Here is a 24,743-nt window from a genome sequence, read left to right as displayed (position 1 = left end):
CGCCGGTCCACACTGGCCGCATGCAGAACACGCAGCACACGACGCACGCCGGGCACGGCCTCGACGCCGTCCTGACCGGTCGCCGGGTGACGGCGGTCCACGGCGGCGACCGGCTCGACCTCGTGCTCGACGGGCCGGTGACCGTCCGGGTGGCGCACGAGTTCCGCGTCACCGGGCCGACGGGCGTCGGCATCTTCTACCCCGCGCTGACCCTCCGGCCCACCGGACCACTGCTCGCTCTGGTCGGCCGGACGGTCGGCTCCGCCCGGATCACCCCGGCCGGAGGGCTGGAGCTGGTCTTCACCGGGGAAAGCGGTGAGGGCGGCGGGACGATGTCCGTCCCGCCGCACGCGCTGCTCGCACCGTGGCGCGTGGTCACGCCCGACGGCACGGTCTGCGCGGGGCTCCCCGGCGGCGAGGTCGCCTGCTCCGGGGAGCCGACCGCGCTCAGACCTCCAGGTCCGCCTCGATCCTGGTGAGCTGGTGACGGGCCATCGCCAGGTTGGCCCGGCCCTTGTCCAGGGCCAGGTAGAGGAACAGGCCCTTGCCGCTGCGGCTGGTGAGCGGGCGGATCAGGTGGTACTGGCTGCTGAGGGTGATGAGGATGTCCTCGATCCCGTCGCTGAGGCCCAACATGTCCATGGTGCGCATCTTGGCCCGCACCACGTCGGTGTTCCCGGCGGCGGCCACGTTGAGGTCGAGGCCGCCGGGGCCGTCGAGGGTGGCCAGCGCCATGCCGCTGTTGTAGTCGACCAGGGCCGCGCCGATGGCGCCCTCGATCACGGTCATGGCCTGCTTGAGCGCGCCTGCGGCGTCGGTCATCTCGGTGTCTCCCGTTCGTCGATGAGTCGGTGAGTCGATAGGTAGGTAGGTCGGTCGGTCGATTCGATGGACCGACCGGAAGAGGGCAAGGGCGGGACGGCCGGGCCCGTCAGAGCTCCCGGGCGTCCTTGGGCAGCAGCGCGTCGTTGAGGAGCTCGGCGATGCGCCGGGCGGAGCGGCGGGCCTCCAGGTGCAGGCGGCCGACGTTCGCGTCCGGATGGGCGAGCAGGGTGAGCACGCAGCTGCCGCCGGCCGCGTAGGTGGCGACGTAGCCGTTCTCACCGCGGACCAGTGACTCGCGGAACTCCCCCTGGCCGGTGCTGTCGGCGAGCCGTTGCGCCAGGCTGAGCGAGGCGGCCGTCATCGCCGCCAGGCTCGAGGGCTCGGTCCCATGGGTGTCGTGGGCGACCAGCAGTCCGTCCACACTGGCCACCAGGCCGCCCGCGAGGTGCGGCAACCGGTGCCTGATGGCGCGGAGTTCGGCCAGCAGCTCGGTCTCCAAGGCGATCAGTTGTCTCCTTCCGGCACGCTGCTTGAGCGCCCGCCTCATGGCCGTGACGGCGGGGTCGCGGGCGGAGAGTGGTTCAAAGTCGGGCCTCCAGAAGGGTTCGGACCCGGATCAGCAGCGCGATGTCCGGGTCGGTGTCGGTGGGCGGGACGGCGGCGGGGTCCGGCCCGCCCCGTTCGCCGGTCAGGGCGGCGAGCGCCGCGCCGGGTACCCGCCGGTGCAGCCCGCCGGGGTCCCGGGGCGCCGGCACCCCGCCGGGCGGACCCGGCGTCGCGGCTGCGGCGCCCGCCGCGCACCCGGTGTCGGGGCCGACCAGCAGGCCGGCGGCGGCGAGCCGGCGGACGTCCGCCGTGGTCGCGAACGCGGAGCGGCCGAGCAGCCGGGCCAGCTCCGCCGGGGTTCTCCGGCCGTCCGCGTGGTCGAGCAGCTCGCACTGGCGCCGGGTCGGCGGGCGGAGCCGGCGGGCGTGGCGTCCGGGGGCGGCGGCGGTCGGCGGGGCAGCGGTCGGCGGGGCAGCGGTCGGCGGGGCGGCGGTCCGGCACAGCGGCGCGGTGTCGAACTGCGCCGAGGGCCAGATCCGGTCCAGCACGTGCTGCCGCCGTTGCGCCTCCCGGCGCAGCCGCTGGGCGCCGACGGCGGCCACCGGGCCGAGCCAGTGCCGCGCACCGGGCGCGAAGGTCCAGCGGCCCGGAGCGGCGGGGGCGGCCGGCCCGTCGGTGGGGGCGGCGCCGCCGGGGGCGTCGAGCAGGAAGCAGGCGGCGTCGTAGAGCGCGCCGAGGTGGCAGAGTTCGAGCTCGCCGCGGGTCAGCCGGCCCTGTTCGACCAGCGCCTCACCGACCCGGGCGTGCGGGCCGAACCGGTGGACGGCCTCCCGCCAGGTCTCGCGGGTGAGCCGGCCGCAGGCGGTGAGCACGGTGGCGAGGTCGGGCGCCCGGTCGGACTCGGCGTGGGCGACCAGGCCGTCGACGAGGTAGACGGTGCCGGCGGGGCCGTGCAGGGCGCCGGTGACGCGTTCGCGGGCGAGCCGTTCGACGGCCGCGCCGGGGGTCCAGCCGGGCTCGGCGGCGACCGGGTGCGCGGTGGACCCGTCCGGTGGCCGGAACCCGACGGTGGCGCGAACCTCGGCGCCCTGATCACCCGTGGCGGAGCGCGCAGCGGGATTCGTCACGGGGTTCGTCATCCGAGCACCAGTTCCTCGGCGAGCGACTGGAGGCGGAAGCGGGCGACGGCGAGGTTGCCCTCGGCGCGGTCGAGCCAGAGGTGCAGGACGAGCCGGCTGTCGAAGACGGTGTCGATGAAGCACAACAGGTGGTAACTGCGTCCGGCGGTCAGGATGATGTCCTGCAGCGGTGCCGTGCGGTCCTCGGCGGCGGTGAAGGTCGCGCTCTCAACAGCCGTCCGTACCAGGTCGGTTGCCTCTGCGGCCGTGGTGTCGTGGTCGCCGGTCGGACTGACTCCGACGCTGCCCAGGGCGAGCCCGCTGCTCCAGTCGACCAGACTGGCGGCGCGGGCCCCGGCGATCGCCATCGCCCGGGACAGGCACTCGTCGATACCCGGCACTCGGGCTCCTTCGGAGGGTTCGGGGAGGAAACGGCGCGGCGGGGCATGGCCGCCGGGCAGGGGCCGGACTGCCACGACCCGTGGCGGGTTCGACACGGAAGGCTACTGGTGGAATCCATTCAACGAACGTTCCAATGGCATATTCACACCACAACGGTCCGCTTTCGGCCATCCTTTGACGTCGCGTCAGGCCGACCGGTACGGCATCGGCGCTGACCGCACATCCATCCGCCACACGAACGAACGATCCACCTGGCGTGGGACGTTGGCCGATTGTCGGCCGCCCCGATGGGTTTCGGAGGCCCCGTGCGATAGGACCGACCTCATCCGACGACGCCCGGCGCCCGGCGCCCGGCCGACGACGCCCGACGCCACCCGGAGTCACCCGAGGAACGACGAAGCGGCCGCCCCCCGCTGGGGGACGGCCGCTTCCGGTGGAGCGCCAGGCCCGGATCGCACGGACTCTCCCTACTGAAAGTAGGGCGTGCTCTGGTAGCACCGCTGACGCCTGGTCGAACCGGTCCCGATCCCCGCTCCGCGAAGATCGTTCCCTCTCGACGGAAAGAACACTAGCAGGCCATCACGCCTGGTCAGAAATCGGATCCGGACCCGCCGCCACCGGCGCGTGATCGGCCGGCAGCAGCGTGCGGTAGCCGGCGATCAGCGCCGCGAGCCCGACCTCGAAGGCCTGGTCGGCCCGGCGCCGCCCGGTCGGGACGGCGGCCAGCGCGGCGGCCAGTCGCGGCGTGACCTCCCGGTCGACGGCGTCGACCATGACGGCGGGCGCGACGAGGTCCAGCGCCGAGCCGAGGATGAAGCTCTCCAGGGCGGTGATCACGCCCATCACGTCCTCCGGCGCGAACCCCGCCGCCTCCAGGGTGGCGACGGCCCGCTCGTACACCTCGTGCATGAACGGTTCGGCGAGCGGCGCGGTGGCCAGCAGCCGGATGATGCCGGGGTGCTCGGCGAAGGCCTCCCGGTAGGCGCGGGCCCAGCCGCGCAGCGCCTCGTCCCACGGCCGGTCCCAGAGCGACCGCTCGCCGATCGCACGGACGAGTTCGGCGCGCATCAGGGCGACGATCTCGGCCCGCCCGGTGACGTGGTGGTAGAGCGCGGAGGGGCTGACCTTGAGCGCGCCGGCGAGGGCCGGGATGGTGAGGTCGCCGGCCTCGTCGACCAGTCGCAGCGCGGTGTGCACGATGCGCTGCCGGTCCAGCAGGGGTGTGCGCGGCCTGGCCATGGGATGTCCGTCCTGCTCGGCGATGGCGGTGTCGCCGCACGGCGCGGCCCTACGATCATCGCGCAAGATCATCGTAATGAAAACGTAATCGAATGACTTTCAATAAAACTCTTCCGCGCCCCGCCCGGCCGCGCCTACGGTTACCGAATCCCATTCAGTTAACCAGGTCACACCAGACCGCACCGGGAGAGGACGCACCCGTATGCGCGCCGACACGCTCTTCACCGGAGGCCGGATCCACACCGGCGACCCGGCCCGCCCCGTCACCGACGCCCTCGCCGTGACCGCCGGGCGGATCACTGCCCTCGGCGCGACGGCGCACGCCCTGCGCGACGAGCGGACCGAGACCGTCGACCTGGCCGGCGGCGCCCTGCTGCCGTCCTGGGGCGACGGCCACGTCCACCCGCTGATCGGCGGGCTCGGCCTGCGCGGCGTCCCGGTCCGGGACTGCGCCACCCTGGCCGAGGTGGTCGAGGCCGTCCGGGTCTGGGCCGAGGAGCACCCCGAGGCCGAGTGGATCACCGGCGACGCCTTCGACCCGTGGCTCGCCGAGGGCGGCCTGTTCGACGCCGCGCTGCTGGACGCCGTCGTCCCCGACCGGCCCGTGCTGCTGCGCACCATGGACCACCACACCGGCTGGGCCAACAGCGAGGCGCTGCGGCGGGCCGGGTACACCGCCGACACCCCCGAGCCGGCCCACGGCGAGATCGTCCGCCGCCCCGACGGCAGCCCGCTCGGCACCCTGCGCGAGTTCGGCGCGCTCAACCCCGTGCTCGCCCTCGTGCCGCTGCCCGACCTCGCCGAGCAGGTCGACGCGCTGCGCGGCACGGCCCGGGTGCTCGCCTCCGCCGGGGTGACCTGGATCCAGGACGCCTGGGTCGAAGCCGTCCAGGTGGACACCTGGATCGCCGCCGTCGCCGACGACGGCCTCGCCGTCCGGGCCAACCTCGCGCTGCTGCTCGAACCGGACGGCTGGGCCGGGCGGCTCCCGCGGCTCGCCGCCGACCGCGAGCGGGTGGAGGCCGCCGGGGGCGGCCGGCTCACCGCGCGGGCCGTCAAGTTCTTCGCCGACGGGGTCGTGGAGTCCGGCACCGCCGCGCTGCTGGAGCCGTACAGCGACTGCCCGCACTCGCACGGGGCGGCCAACTGGACCGGCGCGGAGCTCGCCGACGCCGTCACCGCCGTCGACGCGCTCGGCTTCCAGCCGCACATCCACGCCATCGGCGACCACGGCGTGCGGATCGCGCTGGACGCGATCGAGGCCGCCGCGCGCCGCAACGGCCCGCGCGCCCGCCGCCCGGTGATCGCCCACGTCCAGTTGGTCGACCCGGCCGACCTGCCGCGGTTCGCCGAACTCGGCGTGATCGCCAACTTCGAGCCGCTCTGGGCGCAGTCGGACCCGCTGATGACCGAGCTGACCCTGCCCCGGATCGGCCCCGAGCGCGGCGCCCGGCAGTACCAGATCGCCGCCCTGCTGCGCAGCGGGGCCCGGGTCTCGTTCGGCAGCGACTGGCCGGTCACCCGGTACGAGCCGCTGGCCGGGCTGGCCACCGCCGTCACCCGGCAGACGCCCGAGGGCCTGCCGGAGGGGGGCTGGCTGCCGCAGGAGCGGATCGGGCTCGACGAGGCGCTCGCCGCCTACTCGGCGGGCGTGGCGCACCAGGCGTTCGAGGAGGACGCCTGGGGGGTGCTGCGGGTCGGCCTGCGGGCCGACCTGGTGCACCTGGCCGCCGACCCGTACGCCGTCCCGGCGGGCGAACTGGCCGGGGTCGCCGTGCTGGGCACCTGGCTGGGCGGCCGGCGCACGCACTGAGCGCCCCCGCGCCGGCGCCCGAACCGGCACGAGTGCCGACAGCACCGCGCCCCCGGCGCGCACCAAGGCCGTCCGCGCCCCCACCCGGGCGGCTTTCCCCTACCCTCGACCGCACGACCCCAGGAGAGCTCCCCCATGCACCTGCCCTCCGACACGACCGCTCCCGCGGCGGCGACCCCGGCACCGGCACCGGCCCCCGGGCTGGAACGCGGCGTCCTCGGCACCGGCGACATCGTCTTCTTCGTCGTCGCCGCCGCCGCGCCGCTCACCGTGATGGCCGGGGTCGCGCCCTTCGCCATCTCCTTCGGCGGCATCGGCGCCCCGGCCGCCTACCTGGCCACCGGCCTGGTGCTGGCCCTGTTCGCGGTCGGCTTCACCACCATGACGGCGCACGTCCGCAACGCCGGCGCCTTCTACGCCTACGTCACCCGGGGCCTCGGCCGCCCCGCCGGGCTCGGCGCCGCGCTGCTCGCGGTGCTGTCCTACAACGCGATCCAGGTCGGCATGTTCGGCGCCTTCGGCTACTTCGCCAAGGAGACCGCCGCGGACCTGCTCGGCCTGGACCTGCCCTGGCCGCTCTGGGCGCTGCTCGGGGTCGCGGCGGTCTGGTTCCTCGGCTACCGCTCGATAGACCTCGGCGCCAAGGTGCTCGGCGCGCTGCTGATCGCCGAGACCGGGATCCTGCTGCTGCTCGCCGTCGCGATCCTGGCCCGGGGCGGGGCGCACGGCCTCTCGCTCTCCTCGTTCGCGCCCGGGAACGTGGCCACCGGCGGCATGGGCGGCGTGCTCGGTCTGTCCTTCGCCGCGTTCGTGGGCTTCGAGGCCACCGCGATCTACCGCGAGGAGGCCCGCGCCCCGCACCGCACGGTGCCCCGGGCCACGTACGCGGCCATCGCCTTCCTCGGGCTGTTCTACACCTTCATCACCTGGACGATCGTGCAGGCCTTCGGCGACTCGCAGGCGGTGGCCGCCGCGACCGCCGACCCGGCCGGGATGTTCTTCACCGCGATGACGGACTACGTCGGCGGCTGGGCGACGGACCTCCAGCGCGTCCTGATCGTCACCAGCCTGCTGGCCGCGCTGCTCGCCTTCCACAACACCATCACCCGCTACGGCCACGCGCTGGCCGCCGAGGGCGCCGCGCCCGCCGCGCTCGGGCGGATCCACCCCCGGCACCGCTCGCCGTGGATCGGCGGGATCGCGCAGAGCCTGCTCGCGGCGGGCGCCGTGGTGGTGGCCGCGCTGATCGGCGCCGACCCGTACAACCAGTTCTTCCTCTGGGTGAACTCCCCCGGGGTGGTCGGCATCCTGGTGCTCCAGGCGCTGGCCGGGCTCGCCGTGTACGCGTACTTCCGCCGCGAGCGGGCGGCCGCGGCGAGCGCGGGCCGGTTCCGCACGGTGGTCGCCCCGCTGCTCTCCACGGCGCTGCTGTGCGGCGCCACCGGGCTGGTGGTCTGGCGGCTCGACCTGTTCACGGCGGCCGGACCGGAGGTCAACTGGCCGCTGGTGTCGGTGGTTCCGGTGGTGTTCCTGATCGGGGTCGGCCTCGCCCTGCGGCTGCGCTCGCGCCGCCCGGAGGTGTACGCCCGGCTCGGCACCGCGGACGCGGACGGTGCCGCCGGCGGGACCGCCGAAGGGGAGCCGGCCCTCCGCTGAGGCCCCGCCCACGCCGACCGTGTGCCCGGTGGACCAGGCATACGGTCGGCGTAGGATCGAAAGGCGACGACCACCGGCGCGCCCCTCGACCAGGGGCGCGGACGAGGTGGCCGGCGCCCCCGGACGCTCCCCGGCCGCCTGCGGCGGCACCCGGCGCCGCACCCGGTCGAAGGCCGGCGGAGGACCCGACACAGGGAAGAGCGGACCATGTCACTCTCCACCACTCCGACGTCCGGCCCGGATCGGGCCGGCCCCCAGACCTTCGAGACGATTCCCGTGGGCGCGGGCCCGCACAGCGTGGCCGCGAGCAGCGACGGCCGGCGGGTCTACGTCACCAACTTCCTCGACGGAACGGTCACCGCCGTCGACACCCCGGCGAACACCGTCGCCCTGACCTTCCCGGTCGCCGTCGGCCCCTACGGGGTGGCCGTCGACCCGGCCGGCAAGCGGCTGTACGTCGCCGAGCACGCCTCCACCTTCGTCAAGGTGTTCGACACCGCCACCGGTGACACGACCATCAGCACCGGCATGGGCGCCCGGCCGTACGGCCTGGCGATCACCGTCCACCCCGAGCAGTTACTGATCGCCAACGCCATCGACGACCAGGTGATGGTCTCCGACCTGCTCACCAAGAGCCACGGCACCCTGACCGGCATCGACTTCCCGGTCGGCCTCGCGGCGTCCGCGGACGGCAACCGGTTCTACGCCAGCAACTACTTCGCGAACACGGTGTCCGTGTACGACGCGACCGAGGTCATCCAGGTGACCGGGCCGACCCCGGCCCAGCCGCTCGCGGTGATCACGGTCGACCGGGGACCGTACGGGCTGGCCGTCGACCCCCACGACGAGCAGCTGTACGTGGCCCACTTCCCCTTCGACACGGTCTCCGTGATCGATCTCGGCACCAGGGCCGTCGCCCGCACCATCCCGGTGTCCGGCGGCCCGCGGGGCGTCGCCGTCAGCCCCGACGGCAGCCGTCTCTACGTCACCAACTTCTTCGAGCGGACACTGACGGTCGTCCCGCTCTGACCTCTCCATTCGGATGCGTGTTCGATTCACGGCGTAGGCTGGAGCCATGCCCACCACCGCCGCCGTCCACCTCCAGCCGTCACTGTTCGACGACCCCGGGCCGGCCGGGCCCGCCCTGGGGCCGCTGACCGGCATGCGCCGGGAGGCGCTGGGCCCGGACGCCTGGGTGGACCTGCTGCCCGGCTGGCTGCACGGGGCGGACCGGCTGTTCGAACAGCTGGCCGCCGAGGTGCCCTGGTGGGCCGAGCGGCGCGAGATGTACGAGCGCACGGTGGAGGTCCCCCGGCTGCTCGCCTCCTACCGGGAGGAGGACGCACCACCGCACCCGGTGCTCGGCGAGGCCCGCGCGGCGCTCAGCGAGCACTACGCCCGCGAGCTGCGCGAACCGTTCCGCACCCTGGGCCTCTGCTACTACCGGGACGGCCGGGACAGCGTGGCCTGGCACGGCGACCGGATCGGGCGCGGCGCGAGCCGGGACACCATGGTGGCGATCCTGTCCGTCGGCGAGCCCAGGCCGCTGCTGCTGCGCCCCCGGGGCGGCGGCGTGCCGGTGCTGCGGCACCGGCTCGGGCACGGGGACCTGCTGGTCATGGGCGGCTCCTGCCAGCGGACCTGGGAGCACGCGGTGCCGAAGACGGCCCGGCCGGTGGGCCCCCGGATCAGCGTCCAGTTCCGGCCGCGCGGCGTCTCCTGAGCCCGCCGGCGGGCCGGCCCGACAAGAACACCGGACAGACCCGATTCACCGGACAGACCCAGGAGGCCGCGGCATGCCGAAGGCGGGCAGGTACCACGAGGGCGTCCCCTGCTGGGTCGAGCTGGGCGCGGTGAACCTCGGGCGGGCCCGGCGCTTCTACGGCGCGCTGTTCGCCTGGGAGTTCGTCGAACTGCCCGGCTGGACCGTCGCCACGCTGCGCGGCGCCCAGGTCGCGGGCCTCACCGCCCGGCCGCGCGGCTCCGAGCAGTCCTGGACGACGTACCTGGCCGTGGCCGACGCCGGGCGGACGGCCGCGGCGGTGCGGGAGGCGGGCGGCCGCGTCCTGCGGGAACCGTACGAAGTACCGCCCGAGCAGGGCTGGGCGGCGCTCGCGGCCGACCCGGCCGGGGCGGTGTTCGGCCTGCGGCAGGGGCTGCTCTGGCAGGGCGCGGGCCTGGTCGACGAGCCCGCCGCGTTCAGCTGGAGCGAGCAGCACTCCCCCGACCCCGACGCCGCCCGGACGTTCTACCGGCAGGTGTTCGGCTACGAGTACGGCCGCGAGAACGACGGCGCCACCCTGTTCCGGGTCGCCGGACTGCCGGCCGGCGGGATCGCCCGGCGGCCCGACCCCGGCTGGGCGGTCCACTTCGGGACCGCCGACACCGACCTCGCGGTCGAGCGGGTGCGGGAACTCGGCGGAACGGTGCTGGCCGGACCGGAGCCCACCGCGTTCGGGCGGCGGGCGGTGGTCCGCGACGACGGCGGCGCGGCGTTCACCCTGGTCGGCGTCCCGTCGGCGGAGCAGACGGCGGCCGCCTGAGCACCTGCCGCCCGAACGCCTACCGTCCGAGCGCCTGCCGCAGGCGCTCGACGTCCTCGGCGTCCTTCGCCCGGCGCGGGCGGCGCGGGTCCCAGACCGGCATCATCCGCTTGATCTCGATCTGCGCCGCCGGTGCGACGATCGGGCAGACCAGATCGCCGAGCCGCCCCGGCGGCCCGTCCAGCAGCCCGGCCGGCCAGGCCGTCCCCGCCCAGGGGCCGCCGGCCACCAGGACCCGGCCGTCCGGCACCGGGTCGACCAGCGCGAAGCCGTGCTCCAGGCCGTCCTTGACGACGTCGAACTGCTGCTCCGGCGGGCTGCCCGCGAGCGGGCGGTAGCCGAGGGCGTGCAGTCCCGCGGCGAGCGCGGCGGCGTCGGCGACCGGGACGAACCAGTCGACGTCCTCGTGGTCGCGGGTCTGCTCGCCGAGGAAGAAGTCCATCGCCCAGCCGCCGCGCAGCCGGACACGCGAACCGAGACGGCGGGCGAGGCCCACCGTCTCGGCGATCTGCGCGAGTTGCCCGTCGGCGCGCTCCCGGTCCATGGACCCCACCATCACGGCACCGGACGCTACACCCGCCGCAGCTCCCCCGTCGCGGGGATTTCCGTCGAGGTCACGGCCCTGAACGGCCTAGTCCTTGACCGCGCCCGCCAGCCCGGAGACCAGCTTGCGCTGCACCGCGATGAAGAAGATCAGCACCGGCACGGTCATCAGCGTGGAGGCCGCCATGATGCCGCCCCAGTCGTTCTCGTCCGGCTTGAAGAACACCAGCAGCGCCGAGGGGAGGGTCTGGTTGTCGGTCGCGCTGATGATGAAGGTCTTGGCGAAGACGAAGTCGTTCCACGCCGCGATGAAGGAGAACACGCTGGTCGCGGCCAGCCCGGGGGCGACCAGCGGCAGCAGGATCGTCCACAGGATGCGGGCCCGGCTCGCGCCGTCGATCTGCGCGGCCTCCTCGATCGACACCGGCACGGCGGCGACGAAGCCCCGCATCATCCAGATGCCGAACGGCAGCGAGAACGCGAGCTGCACCAGGATCAGCGAGGCCAGGGTGTTGAGCCCGATGCCCGGCGCGAACCGGCCGGCGTCGCGGAACATGAAGAACAGCGGGATGGTCAGCGCCTCGACCGGGATCATCTGGGCGATCAGGAACATCACCATGATGGTGGTGCGGAAGCGGAAGTTGAACCTGGTCACCGCGACCGCCGCGAGGAAGACCACCAGCGCGGAGAGCACCACCACCGACAGCGCGATCACCAGGCTGTTGAGGAAGTACCGGCCGAAGCCGTCCACGCTGAGCACCTGGCGGAAGCTCTCCAGCGTCGGGTGCGCCGTCCACGGGCGCGGGTCGAGCGACTGCACCTCGCCCTTCGGCTTGATGGCCGAGAGCACCATCCAGAAGATCGGGAAGGCGGTGACGGCCGCCACCAGGAGGGCGGTGGCGTTGGCGCCCAGGCGCCAGCGGCTACGGGCGTTCACAGTTCGTTCCCCGTCCTGCGCAGCGAGCGGATGTAGAGGACGGTGGGGATCACCAGGATCAGCAGCATGATCACGCCGATGGCCGCGCCGAGCCCGTACTGGGAGGAGGCGAAGGCCTTCTGGTAGGCGTAGACGTTGAGCACCAGGTTCTGGCCGGCGATGCCGCCGCCCTCGGTCATCACGTAGATCTGGGTGAAGACCTTGAAGTCCCAGATGACCGACTGGATCACCACGATGGTCAGGATCGGCCGGAGCATCGGGGCGGTGATCCGGCGGAAGGTGGTCCAGGTGCCGGCGCCGTCCAGCGACGCCGCCTCCAGGACCTCGGTCGGGATCGCCCTGATGCCCGCGTACAGCGTCACCATGACGAACGGGAAGGAGTGCCAGACGACGACGGCGCCGACGATGAGGAAGGCCGTCCACTTGTCGTAGAACCAGTTGTACTCGTGGAAGCCGTCCAGGCCGATGCTCACCAGGGTCTTGTTGACCAGGCCGAGGTTGGTGTCGAACAGGAAGCTCCACACCGTCGAGCCGGTCATCGCGGGCGCCGCCCAGGCCGCCATCGCGGCGGTGGTCAGCACCAGCCGGGGCACCCGGCCCACCCTGGTCAGCAGCACCGCGAGGGTGGCGCCGACGGCCAGGGTGGCGACCACGCAGAACGCGGCGAAGCCGATCGTCTGCACCAGCACCGACCAGAACTGTCCGTCGCTCAGGATCTTCTGGTAGTTGCCGAAGCCGACGAAGCTGGTCGGCACCCCACCGGAGGCCTGTGCCTGTCCGAAGTCCAGCACGGACAGCAGGCCGAGCTGGTAGATCGGGTAGGCGACCAGCGGGATCATGATGACCGCCGCCGGCAGCAGGAGCAGCAGTGGGGGTCGGCGTCGGCCGCGCGGGGCGCGGCCGACGCCCTGCCCCGGCGCCACCCGCTCGGGGAAGGCGGCGCCGCCGGGGCGGTCGTGGTGGGTGCGGACACGTACGGGACCTGCTCTCTGGATGCCCGGTGGGCCCGGGTCCGGTGGCGGGGAGCCACCACCGGACCCGGGTTCAGCCGGCCTGGGCTCTCGGTCGGCCTGCGCTCTCGGGTGGCCTGCGCTCTCGGGTGGCCTGCGCTCGGTGAGCGGCCGGGCTCAGTGGGCGGCGAAGGCCGAGGTGATCTGGGCGGCGGCGTCGCCCGAGGCCTTCGCCACGTCCGCCTTGCCGGTGACGACCTGCTGGAGCATCGTCGGGATGACGGACTGCGCGTCGATCTGCGCCCACGCCTGGTCCAGCGGCACGAACTTGGTGCCGGCCGCGATGGTGTCGGTGAACGGCTTCAGGAAGGCGTCCTTGGCCGCGACCTTGGTGTTGACCGACTTCAGCGTCGGCAGGTTGCCCATGGCGTCGTACATCTGCTCCTGGTACGCCGGGCTCGCCAGCAGCTCGGCGAACTCCACGGCCAGGGTGCGGTGCTTGGCCGCCTTCATCACACCGAGGTTGTTGCCGCCGGCGAACGCCGGGGCGATCGAGCCGGCCTTCTCGCCGGGCAGCGGGACGACCGCGTACTTGTCCTTGGCCGCGCCCGCGTCCACCTTGCTGCGGCTGGAGTTGGGCAGGATCGCCATCGCCGCCTTGCCGGCCGCGAAGAGGTCGACGGTCTTGCCGCCGGTGAGGTCGGCGCACTGCTGGGCCGGGCACCCGTTCTCGTTGAACAGGTCGGTGTAGCGCTTGAGGCCGGCCTGCGAGGCGGGCGAGTTGATCGCCGCCTTGAACTTGTCCCCCTCCTTGGCGGCGATGTCGCCGCCCGCGTCCCAGACGAAGGGCAGCGCGCCGAAGGTGTACTTGCCGCCGACCGCGATGCCGAAGGTGTCGGGGTGCGCGGCGTGGATCTTCTCGGTGGCGGCGACCAGGTCCGCGTAGGAGGTGGGCGCGGCCAGGCCGGCCTCGGTGAACAGGTCGGTGCGGTAGTACAGCGCGCGCACACCGACCCACCACGGCAGGCCGTAGGTCTTGCCGTCGAGCACGGCGGTCGCGGCGATCGCCGGGTCGAGGTCGCCCTTGTCCTTCCACTTGTCGAGGTCGGCGCCGATCTCGGCGAGGCCGCCGGCCGCGACGTAGCCGGGCAGGTCGGTGTTGCCGAACTCGACCAGGTCCGGGGCGCTGTTCGGGTCGTTGAACGCGCCCTTCATCTTGGCGGCACGGGCCGAGGCGTCGGTGTCGATGTAGCTGATGTTGACGGTGGCGCCCTGGTGGGAGGCCTGGAACTCGGCGACCGCCTTGCTGATCACCGCCTCCTTCGCGGCGTTGCCGGCCTCGTTGTACAGCCAGACCTGCAGCGTGCCGGTCTTGTCGTCGGCGGCCTTGTCGCCGGCCGGCACGGCGGTGCCGGGCGAACAGGCGGCGGCCGCGAGGCAGGTGGCGGCGAGGACGGCGGCCGCGGTGGTCCGTCTGACGATGCGCATGGGTGTGAAGCCTCCCCTCCCGACAGCTGCCGCCGAGACGTGCGGCCGCTGGGGACGGGCACGTCGAAGCAGGCCCTGACCGGGGCCGGTGATGGGTGCGTGCGTGAACGCGTGGATGTGGGGGTGGTGCTACGCGGGTACGGCAGAGCGACCGCTCGGGTGGGCTGCGTCGCCTGCTCGATGCCAGGGACGTTAGGCGGGGGCGCTCACGCCCAACAAGACCCGGTTCGCGAAGTTTTGCACTGCACAACGCTGTATCGAAAACGCGGCGGCCATGCCCGGAGGGGGTACGGTTCGACAACCGCCGCAGTCCGGTGGCGGAACGAGAGGGGAACGGGACCGATGACGGAGCAGGAGGCCAGCTCGGCCACCGCCACCACCGCGAAACCGAAGAAGGCGGCGGGCGAGCGCAACCAGTCCTCCTCGCTGCGCCGGGCGCTGTCCGTCCTCGGCTACGTCCGCGACCACGGCGACGGGCGCGGCGTCCCGCTCGCCCAGCTCGCCGAGGCCCTCGACCTCAACAAGTCGACCGTGCTCCGGCTGACCGGCCCGCTGCTGGACGAGCACCTGCTCGACCGCGACCGGGAGACCGGCTGGTTCCGGCTCGGCCACGGATCGCTGCGCCTCGGCCAGGCCTACCTCTCCACCCTCGACCTGCGCAGCGTCGCCGCCGAGCACCTGCGCCGCCTCCAGCGCGAGGCCGGCGAGACCGTCCACCTCACCGTCTGGCAGGCGCCGGGCATCGTCTACCTGGACAAGGTCGAGGACGAGACCAACGTCCGGATGGCCTCCCGGGTCGGCAGCCGGGCCCCCGCCTACTGCACCGCGACCGGCAAGGCGATCCTGGCCTGGCTCCCCGAGGAGGCCGTCACCGAGGTCGTCGCCGCCGGCCTGCGCCCGGTCACCGCCTGGACCATCTCCGACGAGACCCACCTGCGCGCCGACCTCGCCCGGATCCGCGCCCGCGGCTACTCCATCGACGACCGGGAGAACGAGCCCGAGGTCCGCTGCGTCGCCGCCCCGATCTTCGACCACACCGGCGAGGTCACCGCCGCCCTCTCGGTCTCCGGCCTCACCTCCCGGATGACCGCCGCCCGCGTCCGCGCACTCGGCCCCGTGGTCGCCCAGGTCGGTCTGCGCATCTCCCGCGAACTCGGCTCCGACCGCCCGGTGGCGTGACACGCGGAAGGGCCCGGCACCTGAACGAACAGGTGCCGGGCCCTTCCGGCTCGGAGCGCCAGGCCCGGGTTGCACGGACTCTTCCCACTGAAAGTGGGACGTGCTCTGGTAGCACCGCTGACGCCTGGCGAGGAATCACTCCCTCGCGACAGGAAGAACACTACCAGGCCGGAGCGGGTGCGCCGGACCACGAACGGTCGCCGACGCCGAACCGCGGTGCTGTCACAGCTTCATAACGTCGCGTCAGTTGAGTGGATGTGACATTGCACATATCACATCATGCTCCCCATGAGAAAACTCATCACCTTACTGTCCGCCGCCACCGCCATCGCCGTCCTCGGCGGCGCCACCGCCGTCGGGGCCCAGCCCGGGGCCGGCGGACTGGACGCCGAGAGCGTGCTGGCCGACACCGGCCAGGGCACGCTGACGTGGAGCTCGTGCGAGGACGCGGCCACGCCCGCGCTGCAGTGCGCGATGCTCGACGTGCCGGTGGACTACTCCGACCCGCGCGGACGCAAGATCAAGATCAAGCTGAACCGGCTCCCGGCCACCGCGCCCAAGGAGAAGCGCCAGGGGCCGATCCTCCTCAACCCCGGCGGCCCGGGGAACTCCGGCCTCTGGATGCCCGCCTACATCGCCGGAAAGGTCCCGGCCGACGTCGCCTCGACCTACGACTGGATCGGCTTCGACCCGCGCGGCACCAACGGCAGCGAGCCCCATGTCGTCTGCGACGCCGACTACTTCGACGCCGAGCGCCCCGACTACCAGCTGAGCCGGGGCACCGCGAAGGCCTGGCTGAAGAAGGCCGCCGGGTACGCCGCCGACTGTGCCGCAAACTGGTCCTGGCTGCTCCCGCACATGACCACCGTCGACAACGCGCGCGACCTCGACAGCATCCGGCGGGCGCTCGGCGAGCCGAAGATCAACTTCTACGGCGGCTCCTGGGGCACCACTCTCGGCTCGACCTACGGGCAGCTGTTCCCCTCGCGGGTGCGCCGGATGGTGCTCGACAGCATCGTCGGCCCGAGCATCACCTGGTACGAGCACAACAAGCTCCAGGACAAGGAGCACCAGCGCCGCTTCGACGCCTTCGCGGCCTGGACCGCCAAGGCCGACTCCGTCTACCACCTCGGCACCGACCCGGCCGCGGTCAAGCGGGCCTACGACCAGGTCGAGGCCGCCCTGCGGACCGACCCGGTGGACGCCGCCCCGGCCGTCGGGAAGATCGGGCCGGCCGAGTTCGAGGACACCTTCTACGGCGGCGGCTACAACTTCCTGCGCTGGCCCCGGATGGCCACCGTGATCTCGGCGTACGTGACCCGGCAGGACACCCGGCCGCTCGCCATCGCCTACAACCGCTACGCGGCCCCCGGCGCGGACGACGGCTCGTTCCCCGCCTACAACGCGGTCCAGTGCACCGAGAACGCCTGGCCCCGCGACTGGGAGTACTGGAAGAAGGACCAGGCCGAGGTCAACGCCGTCGCGCCCTTCTACACCTACAACAACATGTGGTACAACGCCGCCTGCATGTTCTGGCCGAACGAGGGCAACCGGGCCGGCCGGCTGAAGATCACCGGGAAGGGCCTGCCGCCCGTCCTGCTCTTCCAGTCCACCGAGGACGGCGCCACCCCGTACGAGGGCGGCCTCGCCATGCGCGACGCACTGCCCGGCGCCAAGCTCGTCGTGCAGGACGGCGGCAGCTTCCACGAGATCCTGTTCCACGACAACGCCTGCCTGGACGACACCTTCACCGCCTACCTCCGCGACGGCAGCCTGCCGAGCGGCAAGGGCCGGATCGCCAAGACCTGCGCCCCCGGCGCCGAACCCGACCCCGTCTACGTGACCCCGCCCCCGGCCGCCAAGGCCGCCGGCTCCCCCGACGCCGCCCCGCTCGCCCCCACCGACCCCGAGGCCGTCCGCGGCGTCCGGCGCTGACGGACCGACGCGAACGGGCCCGGTACCTGAAGAGGTACCGGGCCCTTCCGGCTCGGAGCGCCAGGCCCGGGTTGCACGGACTCTTCCCACTGAAAGTGGGACGTGCTCTGGTAGCACCGCTGACGCCTGACGAGGAATCACTCCCTCGCGACAGGAAGAACACTACCAGGCCGGAACGGGTGTCCGAACCGGAGGAGAACCCCGGGCGAACCACCGGCCCGGACATGCGGAAGGGCCCGGCACCTGAACGAACAGGTGCCGGGCCCTTCCGGCTCGGAGCGCCAGGCCCGGGTCGCACGGACTCTTCCCACTGAAAGTGGGACGTGCTCTGGTAGCACCGCTGACGCCTGACGAGGAATCACTCCCTCGCGACAGGAAGAACACTACCAGGTCAGAACGGGTGTCCGAACCGGGGCGAGGGCGGTCAGGCCGTCACCGTCAGGCGGGTGCGGGGGTGGCGCTGCAGGGCTTCCAGTTCGCGCTGGAGGGGCGGCTTGGGGACGGCGAGGACCGGGCAGCCGGCATGGCGGGCGCAGTAGGCGGTGATCGACGGGTGCAGGACGCGGGCGAGGGTGCCCCGGCTGCCGGCGCCGAGGACGAGCAGGTCGTCCGGGCGGTCGGCGCAGCGCACCAGGGCCTGGCCGGTCTCGCCGCGGACGGCGATGCTGCGCAGCCGGACACCGGCCCAGGCACCGCCGAAGGCCTGGTCGAGGGCGTCGCGCAGCCGGGTGGCGGCCGCGTCGCGGCAGGCGGACAGCAGCGGCGGGCAGGGCGCGCGGCGGTAGCCGAACTCGCCGCCGGCCGGGGTCCAGCAGTGCACCGCGAGGACCTCGGCGTCGAGCCGGCGGGCCTCGGCGACGGCGCGGTGCAGGGCGGCGAGGCTGCCGAGCGAACCGCTGACGCCGACGACGACGCGGCCGCGGCCGTCGTCCCCGGGAACCCCGGTCGTGCTGGTGAGGTCTGTCGGCTCGTCCGCCATGGTGCTGTCCGTCCTTCCGGCTGGTGGCTGGTGTCGTCGGTCACCAGCCAAGCCGGGCGGACGGGGGAAGGGCGGTTCGTTGACGGAGCCCTGACGCGGGCGGGCCCGGTCCGTACGGGTTCCTGACGCGCGGCGGACGCCGCTCGGGCGGCGCCCGGCCCGGCGAACAGGTCGCGGGCGGTGGCGAGCAGCAGATCGCGGTTGCGCCGCCCGTGCTGCCCGCCGCCATGCCCCGGCACCCCGGGCGTTTATTGCCGGACGGAATCGTCGGCGCCCTGCTTGAATGCGGGGCCATGGACATCAGCGCCCAGGACGGCGGGCCGCCCGGACGGCTCCGCCACATCGCGATCCTGCTGTTCCCCGGCGTCGAGGAGTTGGACGCCGTCGGCCCGTGGGAGGTGCTCGCCTACTGGACCCGGAACTTCCCCGAGGACGGCTGGCGGGTGTCCTGCGTCTCCCGGGACGGCGGGCCGGTGGAGTGCGCCAAGGGACTCACGGTGGGGGCGCACCACTCCTGGGCGTCGATGCCCGCCCCGGACGTGGTGGTGCACCCGGGCGGGCAGGGCACCCGGCCGCTGCTGGCGGACGGGGAGCACCTGGCGCGGGTGCGGGAGCTGGCCGCGTCGGTGCCGCTGATGACCAGCGTCTGCACCGGCGCGCTGGTGTACGCGAAGGCGGGCCTGCTGCGCGGCCGGCCGGTCACCACGCACTGGGCGTCGCTCGACCTGCTGGCCGAGCTGGAGCCGACCGCCGAGGTGCGGCGCGAGGAGCGGTTCGTCGACGACGGGGACGTGATCACCTCGGCGGGGATCTCGGCGGGGATCGACATGGCGCTGCACCTGGTGGCCCGGCTCGCCTCGGCGGAGCGGGCCCGCCGGGTGCGGCGCGGCATCCAGTACGACCCGCAGCCGCCGGTGTAGCCCGGGCGGCGGGTGGACCGGTGGCCGGGGGGCCACCGGTGGAAGAACAGCCGGTGGCGGGACCGCCCGGACAGCGGGGGTGGCCTGCGAAGGCCCGCGCGCGCCGGATCCCGGGCACTTCCGGGGGCGGGACGAGCGGACCGAGGATGCCCGTGATGCGACCATCCGCCCTCACCCACACGGGAGTGAGCATGTTGCTCCGCCTCGCCGCCCGGGCCGCCTCGGCCCTCGCGCTCGCCTCCGCCTTGGCTCTCACCCTCACCACCCCCGCCCTCGCCGACCCGCCCCAGCCCGCCGCCACCGACATCGTCGGCGTGGGGACGGGCACGACGGAGGCGCTGTTCAACCAGTTCTCCACCGACTACAACGCCCAGTTGGCCGCCGCCGGGAACACCACCTCGCCCCGCCTGTACAGCTGGGACTCCACCGGCACGACGTACATCACCACCAAGACCGGCGCGACCTCGATCTACCGCCCGGCCAACTCCTTCGCCGGTATCACCTCGTTGAACGTCAACACCAGCGGCACCGTCGACTTCGCCCGCAGCAACCGCGGCCCGAGGATCGAGGATCCCGTCACCGACCTGTTCGTCGCCATGGCCAAGGACGGGGTCTCCTGGGCGGCCCCGGCCGGCGGCAACGCCCCGGCGAGCCTGACACCCTTCGAGCTGAGGCTCATCTACGGCTGCTACTACACCAACTGGCGACAGATCGATCCCGCCCTGCCCGATGCCACCATCGTGCCGGTGCTCGCCCTCCACCCCGGGGGGTACCTCTCCGACACCTCCGAGTTCTTCCTGCGCGCGGCCGCCCAGGGCGCGGCCTACGACTTCGGGCCGTGCGTCCAGCGGGTCTACCGGGAGAACCAGGGCACGGACGCGATCCTGCACGACCCCAACGCGATCGTGCCCTACTCCGCCGGCCGCTACGTCGGCCAGGTGTACGGCGGCCACACCCGCCCCGGCGACGAACCGGGCGCACTCACCGTGCGCGGCATCAGCGGGATCTCGGCGGTGGACACCGTGAACCGACAGCTGAACATCGCCTTCACGGCCGGTCCGTTCGGACACGTGCTCTACAACGTCGTGCGCGCGGCCGACTGGTACACCACCGACGCGCACGGAACGGCGCTGCGCGACATCTTCGGCCCCAGTGGGTGGATCTGCCGCTCCAACGGCGGTGCGCCCGTCATCCGCAGCTACGGCTTCCTGTCGCTGTCCGCGTTCGCCTGCGGCTCGGTCGTCCACAGCTGACCGGCCGCCGTCGGCCCCGGGCGCGGGCCGCGTCCGGGGCCGACGGCGTTCCGGGAGGTCAGCGGCGGGCGCCCGGGCGGAGCCAGACGGCCCAGGTGAGGGCGGCGCAGCAGACGTAGGCGGCGAGGAAGACCAGGTAGGCGGTGTCGCCGTTGCCGCTGGTGCGGAAGGACTCGCGGAAGGCCAGGTTGACCAGGACGCCGCCGAAGGCGCCGATCGCGCCGGCCAGGCCGATCAGGGCGGAGGTGCGGCGGCGGGCGATGGCGGCGGCGGTGGCCGGGTCGGTGCCGGCGGCGACGGCGGCGCGGGCGCGGGCCTCGTAGTGGGCGGGGATCATCTTGTACGTCGAGCCGTTGCCGAGGCCGCTGAGGACGAAGAGGGCGACGAACCCGGCCAGGAAGAGCGGCAGGGAGCCGGACCGGGAGGCGGCCAGGACGGCGGCGGCGCCCGCGCCCATCGCGGCGAAGGCGGCCAGGGTGACCCGGGGGCCGCCCCAGCGGTCGGCGAGCCGGCCGCCGACGGGGCGCAGCAGGGAGCCGAGCAGCGGGCCGAGGAAGGTGAGCGCGGCGGCCTTGACGGGGGTGTCGAAGCGGTCGTGGAACTGCGTCTGGAGGACCTGGCCGAACGCGAAGCCGAAGCCGATGAAGGAGCCGAAGGTGCCGATGTAGAGGGCGGAGACGGCCCAGCCGTACGGGTCGCGGGCGACCTCGCGCAGGGAGTGGGCGGCGCCGCCCGGCGGGCGCGGCAGGTTGTCCATCCGGCGCCGGGCGAGGGCGGCGGCGGCCAGGACGAGCGGCAGGTAGAGCAGCGGCAGCAGCCGGGGGTGGGCGGCGCCTGCGGTGGCGAGGACGAGCAGGCCGAGCAGGTGGACGGCGGGGACCCCGAGGTTGCCGCCGCCGGCGTTGAGGCCGAGCGCCCAGCCCTTGAGGCGGTGCGGGTAGAAGGCGTTGATGTTGGCCATCGAGGAGGCGAAGTTGCCGCCGCCGACCCCGGCGACGCAGGCGACCGCGAGCAGGGTGCCGTAGGAGACGCCGGGGGTGAGGACGAGGGCGGCGAGCGCGGTCGGCACCAGCAGGAGCAGCACGCTGACGACCGTCCAGGTGCGGCCGCCGAAGCGGGCGACGGCGTGGCCGTACGGGAGGCGGAGCAGGGCGCCGAGGGCGGTGGGCAGGGCGGTGAGGGTGAACTTCCCGGCCGGGTCGATGTGGTACTCGGGGCCGAGGAACAGCACCAGGACGGACCACAGGCTCCACACCGAGAAGCCGAGGTGTTCGCAGAGCACGGACAGGGCGAGGTTGCGGCGGGCGATCCGGGCGCCGGTGCGCTCCCAGAACTCCCGGTCCTCCGGGTCCCAGTGGGCGACCCGGGCGGGGGCCGGGCCGGTGACGGTGGTCATGGGCGCTCCTGCGGGGGCTCGGGCGCGGTGGCGCGGACCGGCCAGAGGCGGAGCACGGCGGGGCTGCCGTCGGGGGCGGTCTCCTCGTCCAGGCAGCGGCCGTCGGTGAGGTCGAAGACCTGCTTGTACATCGGCGAGGCGAGCGTGGGCCGGTCGCCGCGGCTGCCCAGCAGGCCGCGGGAGAGGACGTACGCGCCGCTGAACGGGTCGCGGTTGTCGACGGCGTGCAGGGCGCCGGAGCGGTCGCGGAAGAGGGCGACCTGGTGCTCGGCGAGCAGGACGGCGACGCCGCGGCCGGGCTGCAGGTCGTCGAGGGCGCAGACGGGCTGCCAGCGGGTTCCGTCGTGGATCTCCACGGTCACGGGGCGAGCACCTCCAGGCGGGGGCCGGCCACCAGGACCGGGGCGGCGGCAGGGTCGGGGGCGGTGCGGACGCGGCCGTGCTCGTCGGGGCGGGCGGGGCGGATCTGGCCGCGTTCGGTGACGAAGGTGAGCGCCGGATCGGGGGTGCCGGGGGCGTTGACGAAGGAGGCGAAGCGGCGCAGCCGGTCCGGGTCGGCCAGGGTGGCGGCCCATTCGTCCTGATAGCCGCCGATGTGACGGTCCATCAGGGCGTCGAGCTCCGCGCCGATGCCGAGCGCGTCGTCGAGGACGACGGCGCGCAGGTGGGCGAGGCCGCCGTCGAGCCGCTCCAGCCAGACCGAGGTGCGCTCCAGCCGGTCGGCGGTGCGGATGTAGAACATCAGATAGCGGTCGACGGTGCGGATCAGCGTCTCGCGGTCCAGGTCGGCGGCGAGCAGGTCGGCGTGCCGGGGCGTCATGCCGCCGTTGCCGCCGACGTAGAGGTTCCAGCCGGCGGCGGTGGCGATCACCCCGAAGTCCTTGCTCCGCGCCTCGGCGCACTCGCGGGCGCAGCCGGAGACCGCCGACTTGATCTTGTGCGGGGAGCGCAACCCCCGGTAGCGCAGCTCCAGTTCGATCGCCAGGGCGACGGAGTCCTGCACGCCGTAGCGGCACCAGGTCTCGCCGACGCAGGACTTCACGGTGCGCAGCGCCTTGCCGTAGGCGTGGCCGGACTCGAAGCCGGCCGCGACCAGGCGGCCCCAGATGGAGGGGAGTTGGTCGACGCTGGCGCCGAACAGGTCGATCCGCTGGCCGCCGGTGATCTTGGTGTAGAGGCCGAAGTCGCGGGCCACCTCGCCGATCGCGATCAGGCCGTCGGGGGTGATCTCGCCGCCGGGCACCCGGGGCACCACCGAGTAGGAGCCGTTGCGCTGGAGGTTGGCCAGGAAGTGGTCGTTGGAGTCCTGGAGGGCGGCCTGTTCGCCGTCCAGGATGTGGCCGTGGGAGAGGCCGGCCAGGATGGAGGCGACGGCGGGCTTGCAGATGTCGCAGCCCTCGCCGGTGCCGTGCCGGTCGACCAGCTCGGAGAAGGTGGTGATGCCGGTGACCCGGACGATCTCGTAGAGCTCGGCGCGGGTCCGGGTGAAGTGCTCGCACAGCCCCGCCCGCACCTCGGCGCCGGTGGCGGCGAGTTCCTCGGTGACCACGGTGGTGATCTGCTTGAGGCAGCTGCCGCAGCCGGTGCCGGCCCGGGTGCACTTCTTGACGGCGGCCACGCTGTCGCAGCCCTGGTCGCGGACGGCCGCGCGGACGGCGCCCTGGGTCACGTTGTGGCAGGAGCAGAGGACGGCGTCGTCGGGCAGGGCGATCGGTCCCGCGGCGGCGAACCCGGCGGGCAGCACCAGCTGTTCGGGCGGGGTGGTGAGCGGCCGGCCGGCCGCCGCCAGCGGGCGCAGGGTGCCGTAGGAGTCGGTGTCGCCGACCAGGACGCCGCCGAGCAGGGCGCCGTCGGCGCCGATCACCAGCTTGCGGTAGACGCCGAGCCGGCTGTCGCTGTACAGCACGTCGAGCGCGCCCTCGGCGGCGCCGTGCGGGTCGCCGAAGCTGGCGACCTCGACGCCGAGCAGCTTGAGCTTGGTGGAGGTGTCGGCGCCGGTGAAGCCGGGGCCGGGGCGGCCGGCGAGTTCGCGGGCGGCGGTCTCGGCCATCTGGTAGCCGGGGGCGACCAGTCCGTAGACCCGGCCGTCGGCGGCCTGGGCGCACTCGCCGATGGCGAGCACGGCCGGGTCCTCGGTGCGGCAGCGCTCGTCGACGACGATGCCGCCGCGCGGGCCGACCGGCAGTCCGCATTCCCGGGCGAGCTGGTCGCGGGGGCGCACGCCGGCCGAGAACACCACCAGGTCGGCGGGGAGTTCACGACCATCGGAGAGGGCGAGCGCGCGCACCGCGCCGTCCGGTCCGGTGACGACCCCGCTCGCGGCGGCGGCGGTGTGGACGCTGACGCCGAGGCCCTCGATCGTGCGGCGCAGCAGCGCGCCGCCGCCCTCGTCGACCTGGACGGCCATCAGCCGGGGCGCGAACTCGACCACGTGGGTGGCCAGGCCCATCGCGCGCAGCGCGCCGGCCGCCTCCAGGCCGAGCAGGCCGCCGCCGACCACCACGCCGGTGGCGTTCGCCGCGCCGGCGAGGGCCCGCACGGCGCCGGCCCGGATCGCGTCGAGGTCCTCGATGGTGCGGTAGACGTGGCAGCCGGCGGCGTCCCGGCCCGGGACGGGCGGCACGAACGGGACCGAGCCGGTGGCCAGGACGAGGGCGTCGTAGCGCAGTTCGGCGCCGGAGGCGGTGGTCACGGTGCGGGCGGCGCGGTCGACGGCGGTGACCGGGTCGCCCAGGCGCAGGTCGATGCCGTGCTCGGCGAGGAAGCCGGGCGGGCAGAGCGCGAGGTCCTCGGGGGTCCTGCCGTCGAACAGCGAGCTGAGGTGGACGCGGTCGTAGGCGGGGCGCGCTTCCTCGGCCAGCACGGTGACCCGCCGGCGCCCGGCGCCGGGCTGCTCGGTCCAGGCCTCCAGGAAGCGCTGGCCGACCATGCCGTGACCGACCAGGACGAGGTCCCCCGTCCGGTCGGGCGTGTGCGACGACGTCATGCGTGACTCCTCGGGTGGGTGGGGAGGGACGGGGC

General features: G+C 73.9%; 23 protein-coding genes. 10 read left to right on the top strand and 13 right to left on the bottom strand.

The features are described from left to right. Positions 1–20 precede the first annotated feature (20 nt). Positions 21–479, top strand: coding sequence for a DUF6188 family protein (locus ACFCLZ_RS33020; RefSeq protein WP_380281552.1), 459 nt, complete (start codon positions 21–23; stop codon positions 477–479). On the opposite strand, the gene ACFCLZ_RS33015 is transcribed toward ACFCLZ_RS33020, so the two are convergent. The 5 genes from ACFCLZ_RS33015 to ACFCLZ_RS32995 all read right to left on the bottom strand — a co-directional run bounded on the left by ACFCLZ_RS33015 (position 448) and on the right by ACFCLZ_RS32995 (position 4,196). Continuing rightward, positions 448–822, bottom strand: coding sequence for a hypothetical protein (locus ACFCLZ_RS33015; protein WP_344331468.1), 375 nt, complete (start codon positions 820–822; stop codon positions 448–450). The genes ACFCLZ_RS33020 and ACFCLZ_RS33015 overlap by 32 nt on opposite strands. A 109-nt stretch (positions 823–931) precedes the next feature. Further along, complete coding sequence (locus ACFCLZ_RS33010) at positions 932–1,324, bottom strand: roadblock/LC7 domain-containing protein (protein ID WP_380281551.1); 393 nt, start codon at positions 1,322–1,324, stop codon at positions 932–934. An 82-nt stretch (positions 1,325–1,406) separates the two neighbouring features. Further along, complete coding sequence (locus ACFCLZ_RS33005) at positions 1,407–2,498, bottom strand: transcriptional regulator (protein ID WP_380281550.1); 1,092 nt, start codon at positions 2,496–2,498, stop codon at positions 1,407–1,409. Positions 2,499–2,506: 8 nt separating this feature from the next. Further along, entirely contained in the window at positions 2,507–2,890 is a 384-nt protein-coding gene (locus ACFCLZ_RS33000) for a hypothetical protein (protein WP_380281549.1), read from the bottom strand. A 580-nt stretch (positions 2,891–3,470) separates the two neighbouring features. Next, positions 3,471–4,196, bottom strand: coding sequence for a TetR/AcrR family transcriptional regulator (locus tag ACFCLZ_RS32995; protein ID WP_380281548.1), 726 nt, complete (start codon positions 4,194–4,196; stop codon positions 3,471–3,473). A gap of 136 nt (positions 4,197–4,332) precedes the next feature. On the opposite strand from ACFCLZ_RS32995, the gene ACFCLZ_RS32990 reads away from it, so the two are divergent. The 5 genes from ACFCLZ_RS32990 to ACFCLZ_RS32970 all read left to right on the top strand — a co-directional run bounded on the left by ACFCLZ_RS32990 (position 4,333) and on the right by ACFCLZ_RS32970 (position 10,142). After that, entirely contained in the window at positions 4,333–5,943 is a 1,611-nt protein-coding gene (locus ACFCLZ_RS32990; protein ID WP_380281547.1) for an amidohydrolase, read from the top strand. 135 nt (positions 5,944–6,078) lie between these two features. After that, positions 6,079–7,599, top strand: coding sequence for an APC family permease (locus ACFCLZ_RS32985; RefSeq protein WP_380281546.1), 1,521 nt, complete (start codon positions 6,079–6,081; stop codon positions 7,597–7,599). Between the two features lie 207 nt (positions 7,600–7,806). Next, entirely contained in the window at positions 7,807–8,628 is an 822-nt protein-coding gene (locus tag ACFCLZ_RS32980) for an SMP-30/gluconolactonase/LRE family protein (RefSeq protein WP_380281545.1), read from the top strand. Positions 8,629–8,674: 46 nt separating this feature from the next. Beyond that, positions 8,675–9,322 carry an alpha-ketoglutarate-dependent dioxygenase AlkB gene (locus tag ACFCLZ_RS32975; RefSeq protein WP_380281544.1) on the top strand — a complete coding sequence of 216 codons (648 nt, stop codon included), beginning with the start codon at positions 8,675–8,677 and terminating at the stop codon, positions 9,320–9,322. A 73-nt stretch (positions 9,323–9,395) separates the two neighbouring features. After that, on the top strand, positions 9,396–10,142 hold the full coding sequence (locus ACFCLZ_RS32970) for a VOC family protein (RefSeq protein ID WP_380281543.1): 747 nt from the start codon (positions 9,396–9,398) through the stop codon (positions 10,140–10,142). A 19-nt stretch (positions 10,143–10,161) separates the two neighbouring features. On the opposite strand, the gene ACFCLZ_RS32965 is transcribed toward ACFCLZ_RS32970, so the two are convergent. The 4 genes from ACFCLZ_RS32965 to ACFCLZ_RS32950 all read right to left on the bottom strand — a co-directional run bounded on the left by ACFCLZ_RS32965 (position 10,162) and on the right by ACFCLZ_RS32950 (position 14,060). Next, the gene (locus tag ACFCLZ_RS32965; RefSeq protein WP_380281542.1) at positions 10,162–10,686 is read right to left on the bottom strand and encodes a nucleotidyltransferase domain-containing protein; all 525 of its coding nucleotides are present in this window, start codon (positions 10,684–10,686) and stop codon (positions 10,162–10,164) included. A gap of 87 nt (positions 10,687–10,773) precedes the next feature. Continuing rightward, positions 10,774–11,622, bottom strand: a complete 849-nt coding sequence (locus ACFCLZ_RS32960; RefSeq protein ID WP_380281541.1) for a carbohydrate ABC transporter permease — start codon at positions 11,620–11,622, stop codon at positions 10,774–10,776. After that, positions 11,619–12,545 (bottom strand): carbohydrate ABC transporter permease, encoded by a 927-nt coding sequence (locus ACFCLZ_RS32955; RefSeq protein ID WP_380281540.1) that lies wholly within the window; start codon positions 12,543–12,545, stop codon positions 11,619–11,621. Before ACFCLZ_RS32955 ends, ACFCLZ_RS32960 begins: the two co-directional genes overlap by 4 nt. 204 nt (positions 12,546–12,749) lie before the next feature. Further along, positions 12,750–14,060 (bottom strand): extracellular solute-binding protein, encoded by a 1,311-nt coding sequence (locus ACFCLZ_RS32950; RefSeq protein WP_380281539.1) that lies wholly within the window; start codon positions 14,058–14,060, stop codon positions 12,750–12,752. Positions 14,061–14,402: 342 nt separating this feature from the next. Between ACFCLZ_RS32950 and ACFCLZ_RS32945 the strand changes: the two genes are divergently transcribed. Then, positions 14,403–15,239, top strand: a complete 837-nt coding sequence (locus tag ACFCLZ_RS32945; protein ID WP_380281538.1) for an IclR family transcriptional regulator — start codon at positions 14,403–14,405, stop codon at positions 15,237–15,239. A gap of 288 nt (positions 15,240–15,527) precedes the next feature. Beyond that, a complete protein-coding gene (locus ACFCLZ_RS32940; RefSeq protein WP_380281537.1) occupies positions 15,528–17,174 on the top strand; it encodes an alpha/beta hydrolase in 1,647 nt (548 codons plus the stop codon). Positions 17,175–17,598: 424 nt separating this feature from the next. Here the strand turns inward: ACFCLZ_RS32940 and ACFCLZ_RS32935 are convergent, their stop codons facing one another. After that, entirely contained in the window at positions 17,599–18,153 is a 555-nt protein-coding gene (locus ACFCLZ_RS32935; RefSeq protein WP_380281536.1) for a universal stress protein, read from the bottom strand. Between the two features lie 293 nt (positions 18,154–18,446). On the opposite strand from ACFCLZ_RS32935, the gene ACFCLZ_RS32930 reads away from it, so the two are divergent. Both ACFCLZ_RS32930 and ACFCLZ_RS32925 read left to right on the top strand, forming a co-directional pair. Beyond that, positions 18,447–19,073, top strand: coding sequence for a DJ-1/PfpI family protein (locus ACFCLZ_RS32930; RefSeq protein ID WP_380281535.1), 627 nt, complete (start codon positions 18,447–18,449; stop codon positions 19,071–19,073). A gap of 191 nt (positions 19,074–19,264) precedes the next feature. Beyond that, positions 19,265–20,326, top strand: coding sequence for a hypothetical protein (locus ACFCLZ_RS32925; protein WP_380286367.1), 1,062 nt, complete (start codon positions 19,265–19,267; stop codon positions 20,324–20,326). Positions 20,327–20,384: 58 nt separating this feature from the next. Here ACFCLZ_RS32925 and ACFCLZ_RS32920 read toward each other — a convergent pair whose 3' ends face one another. The 3 genes from ACFCLZ_RS32920 to nirB are packed head-to-tail and all read right to left on the bottom strand — an operon-like array spanning position 20,385 to position 24,708. Then, positions 20,385–21,722 (bottom strand): MFS transporter, encoded by a 1,338-nt coding sequence (locus ACFCLZ_RS32920; RefSeq protein WP_380281534.1) that lies wholly within the window; start codon positions 21,720–21,722, stop codon positions 20,385–20,387. Then, positions 21,719–22,084, bottom strand: a complete 366-nt coding sequence (gene nirD, locus ACFCLZ_RS32915; protein ID WP_380281533.1) for a nitrite reductase small subunit NirD — start codon at positions 22,082–22,084, stop codon at positions 21,719–21,721. Before nirD ends, ACFCLZ_RS32920 begins: the two co-directional genes overlap by 4 nt. Further along, entirely contained in the window at positions 22,081–24,708 is a 2,628-nt protein-coding gene (gene nirB, locus ACFCLZ_RS32910) for a nitrite reductase large subunit NirB (protein ID WP_380281532.1), read from the bottom strand. Before nirB ends, nirD begins: the two co-directional genes overlap by 4 nt. Positions 24,709–24,743: the final 35 nt, after the last annotated feature.

The organism is Kitasatospora purpeofusca (assembly GCF_042691725.1).
Taxonomy (GTDB): Bacteria; Actinomycetota; Actinomycetes; order Streptomycetales; family Streptomycetaceae; genus Kitasatospora; species Kitasatospora purpeofusca_B.
This window is presented reverse-complemented; position numbering and strand designations above follow the sequence as displayed.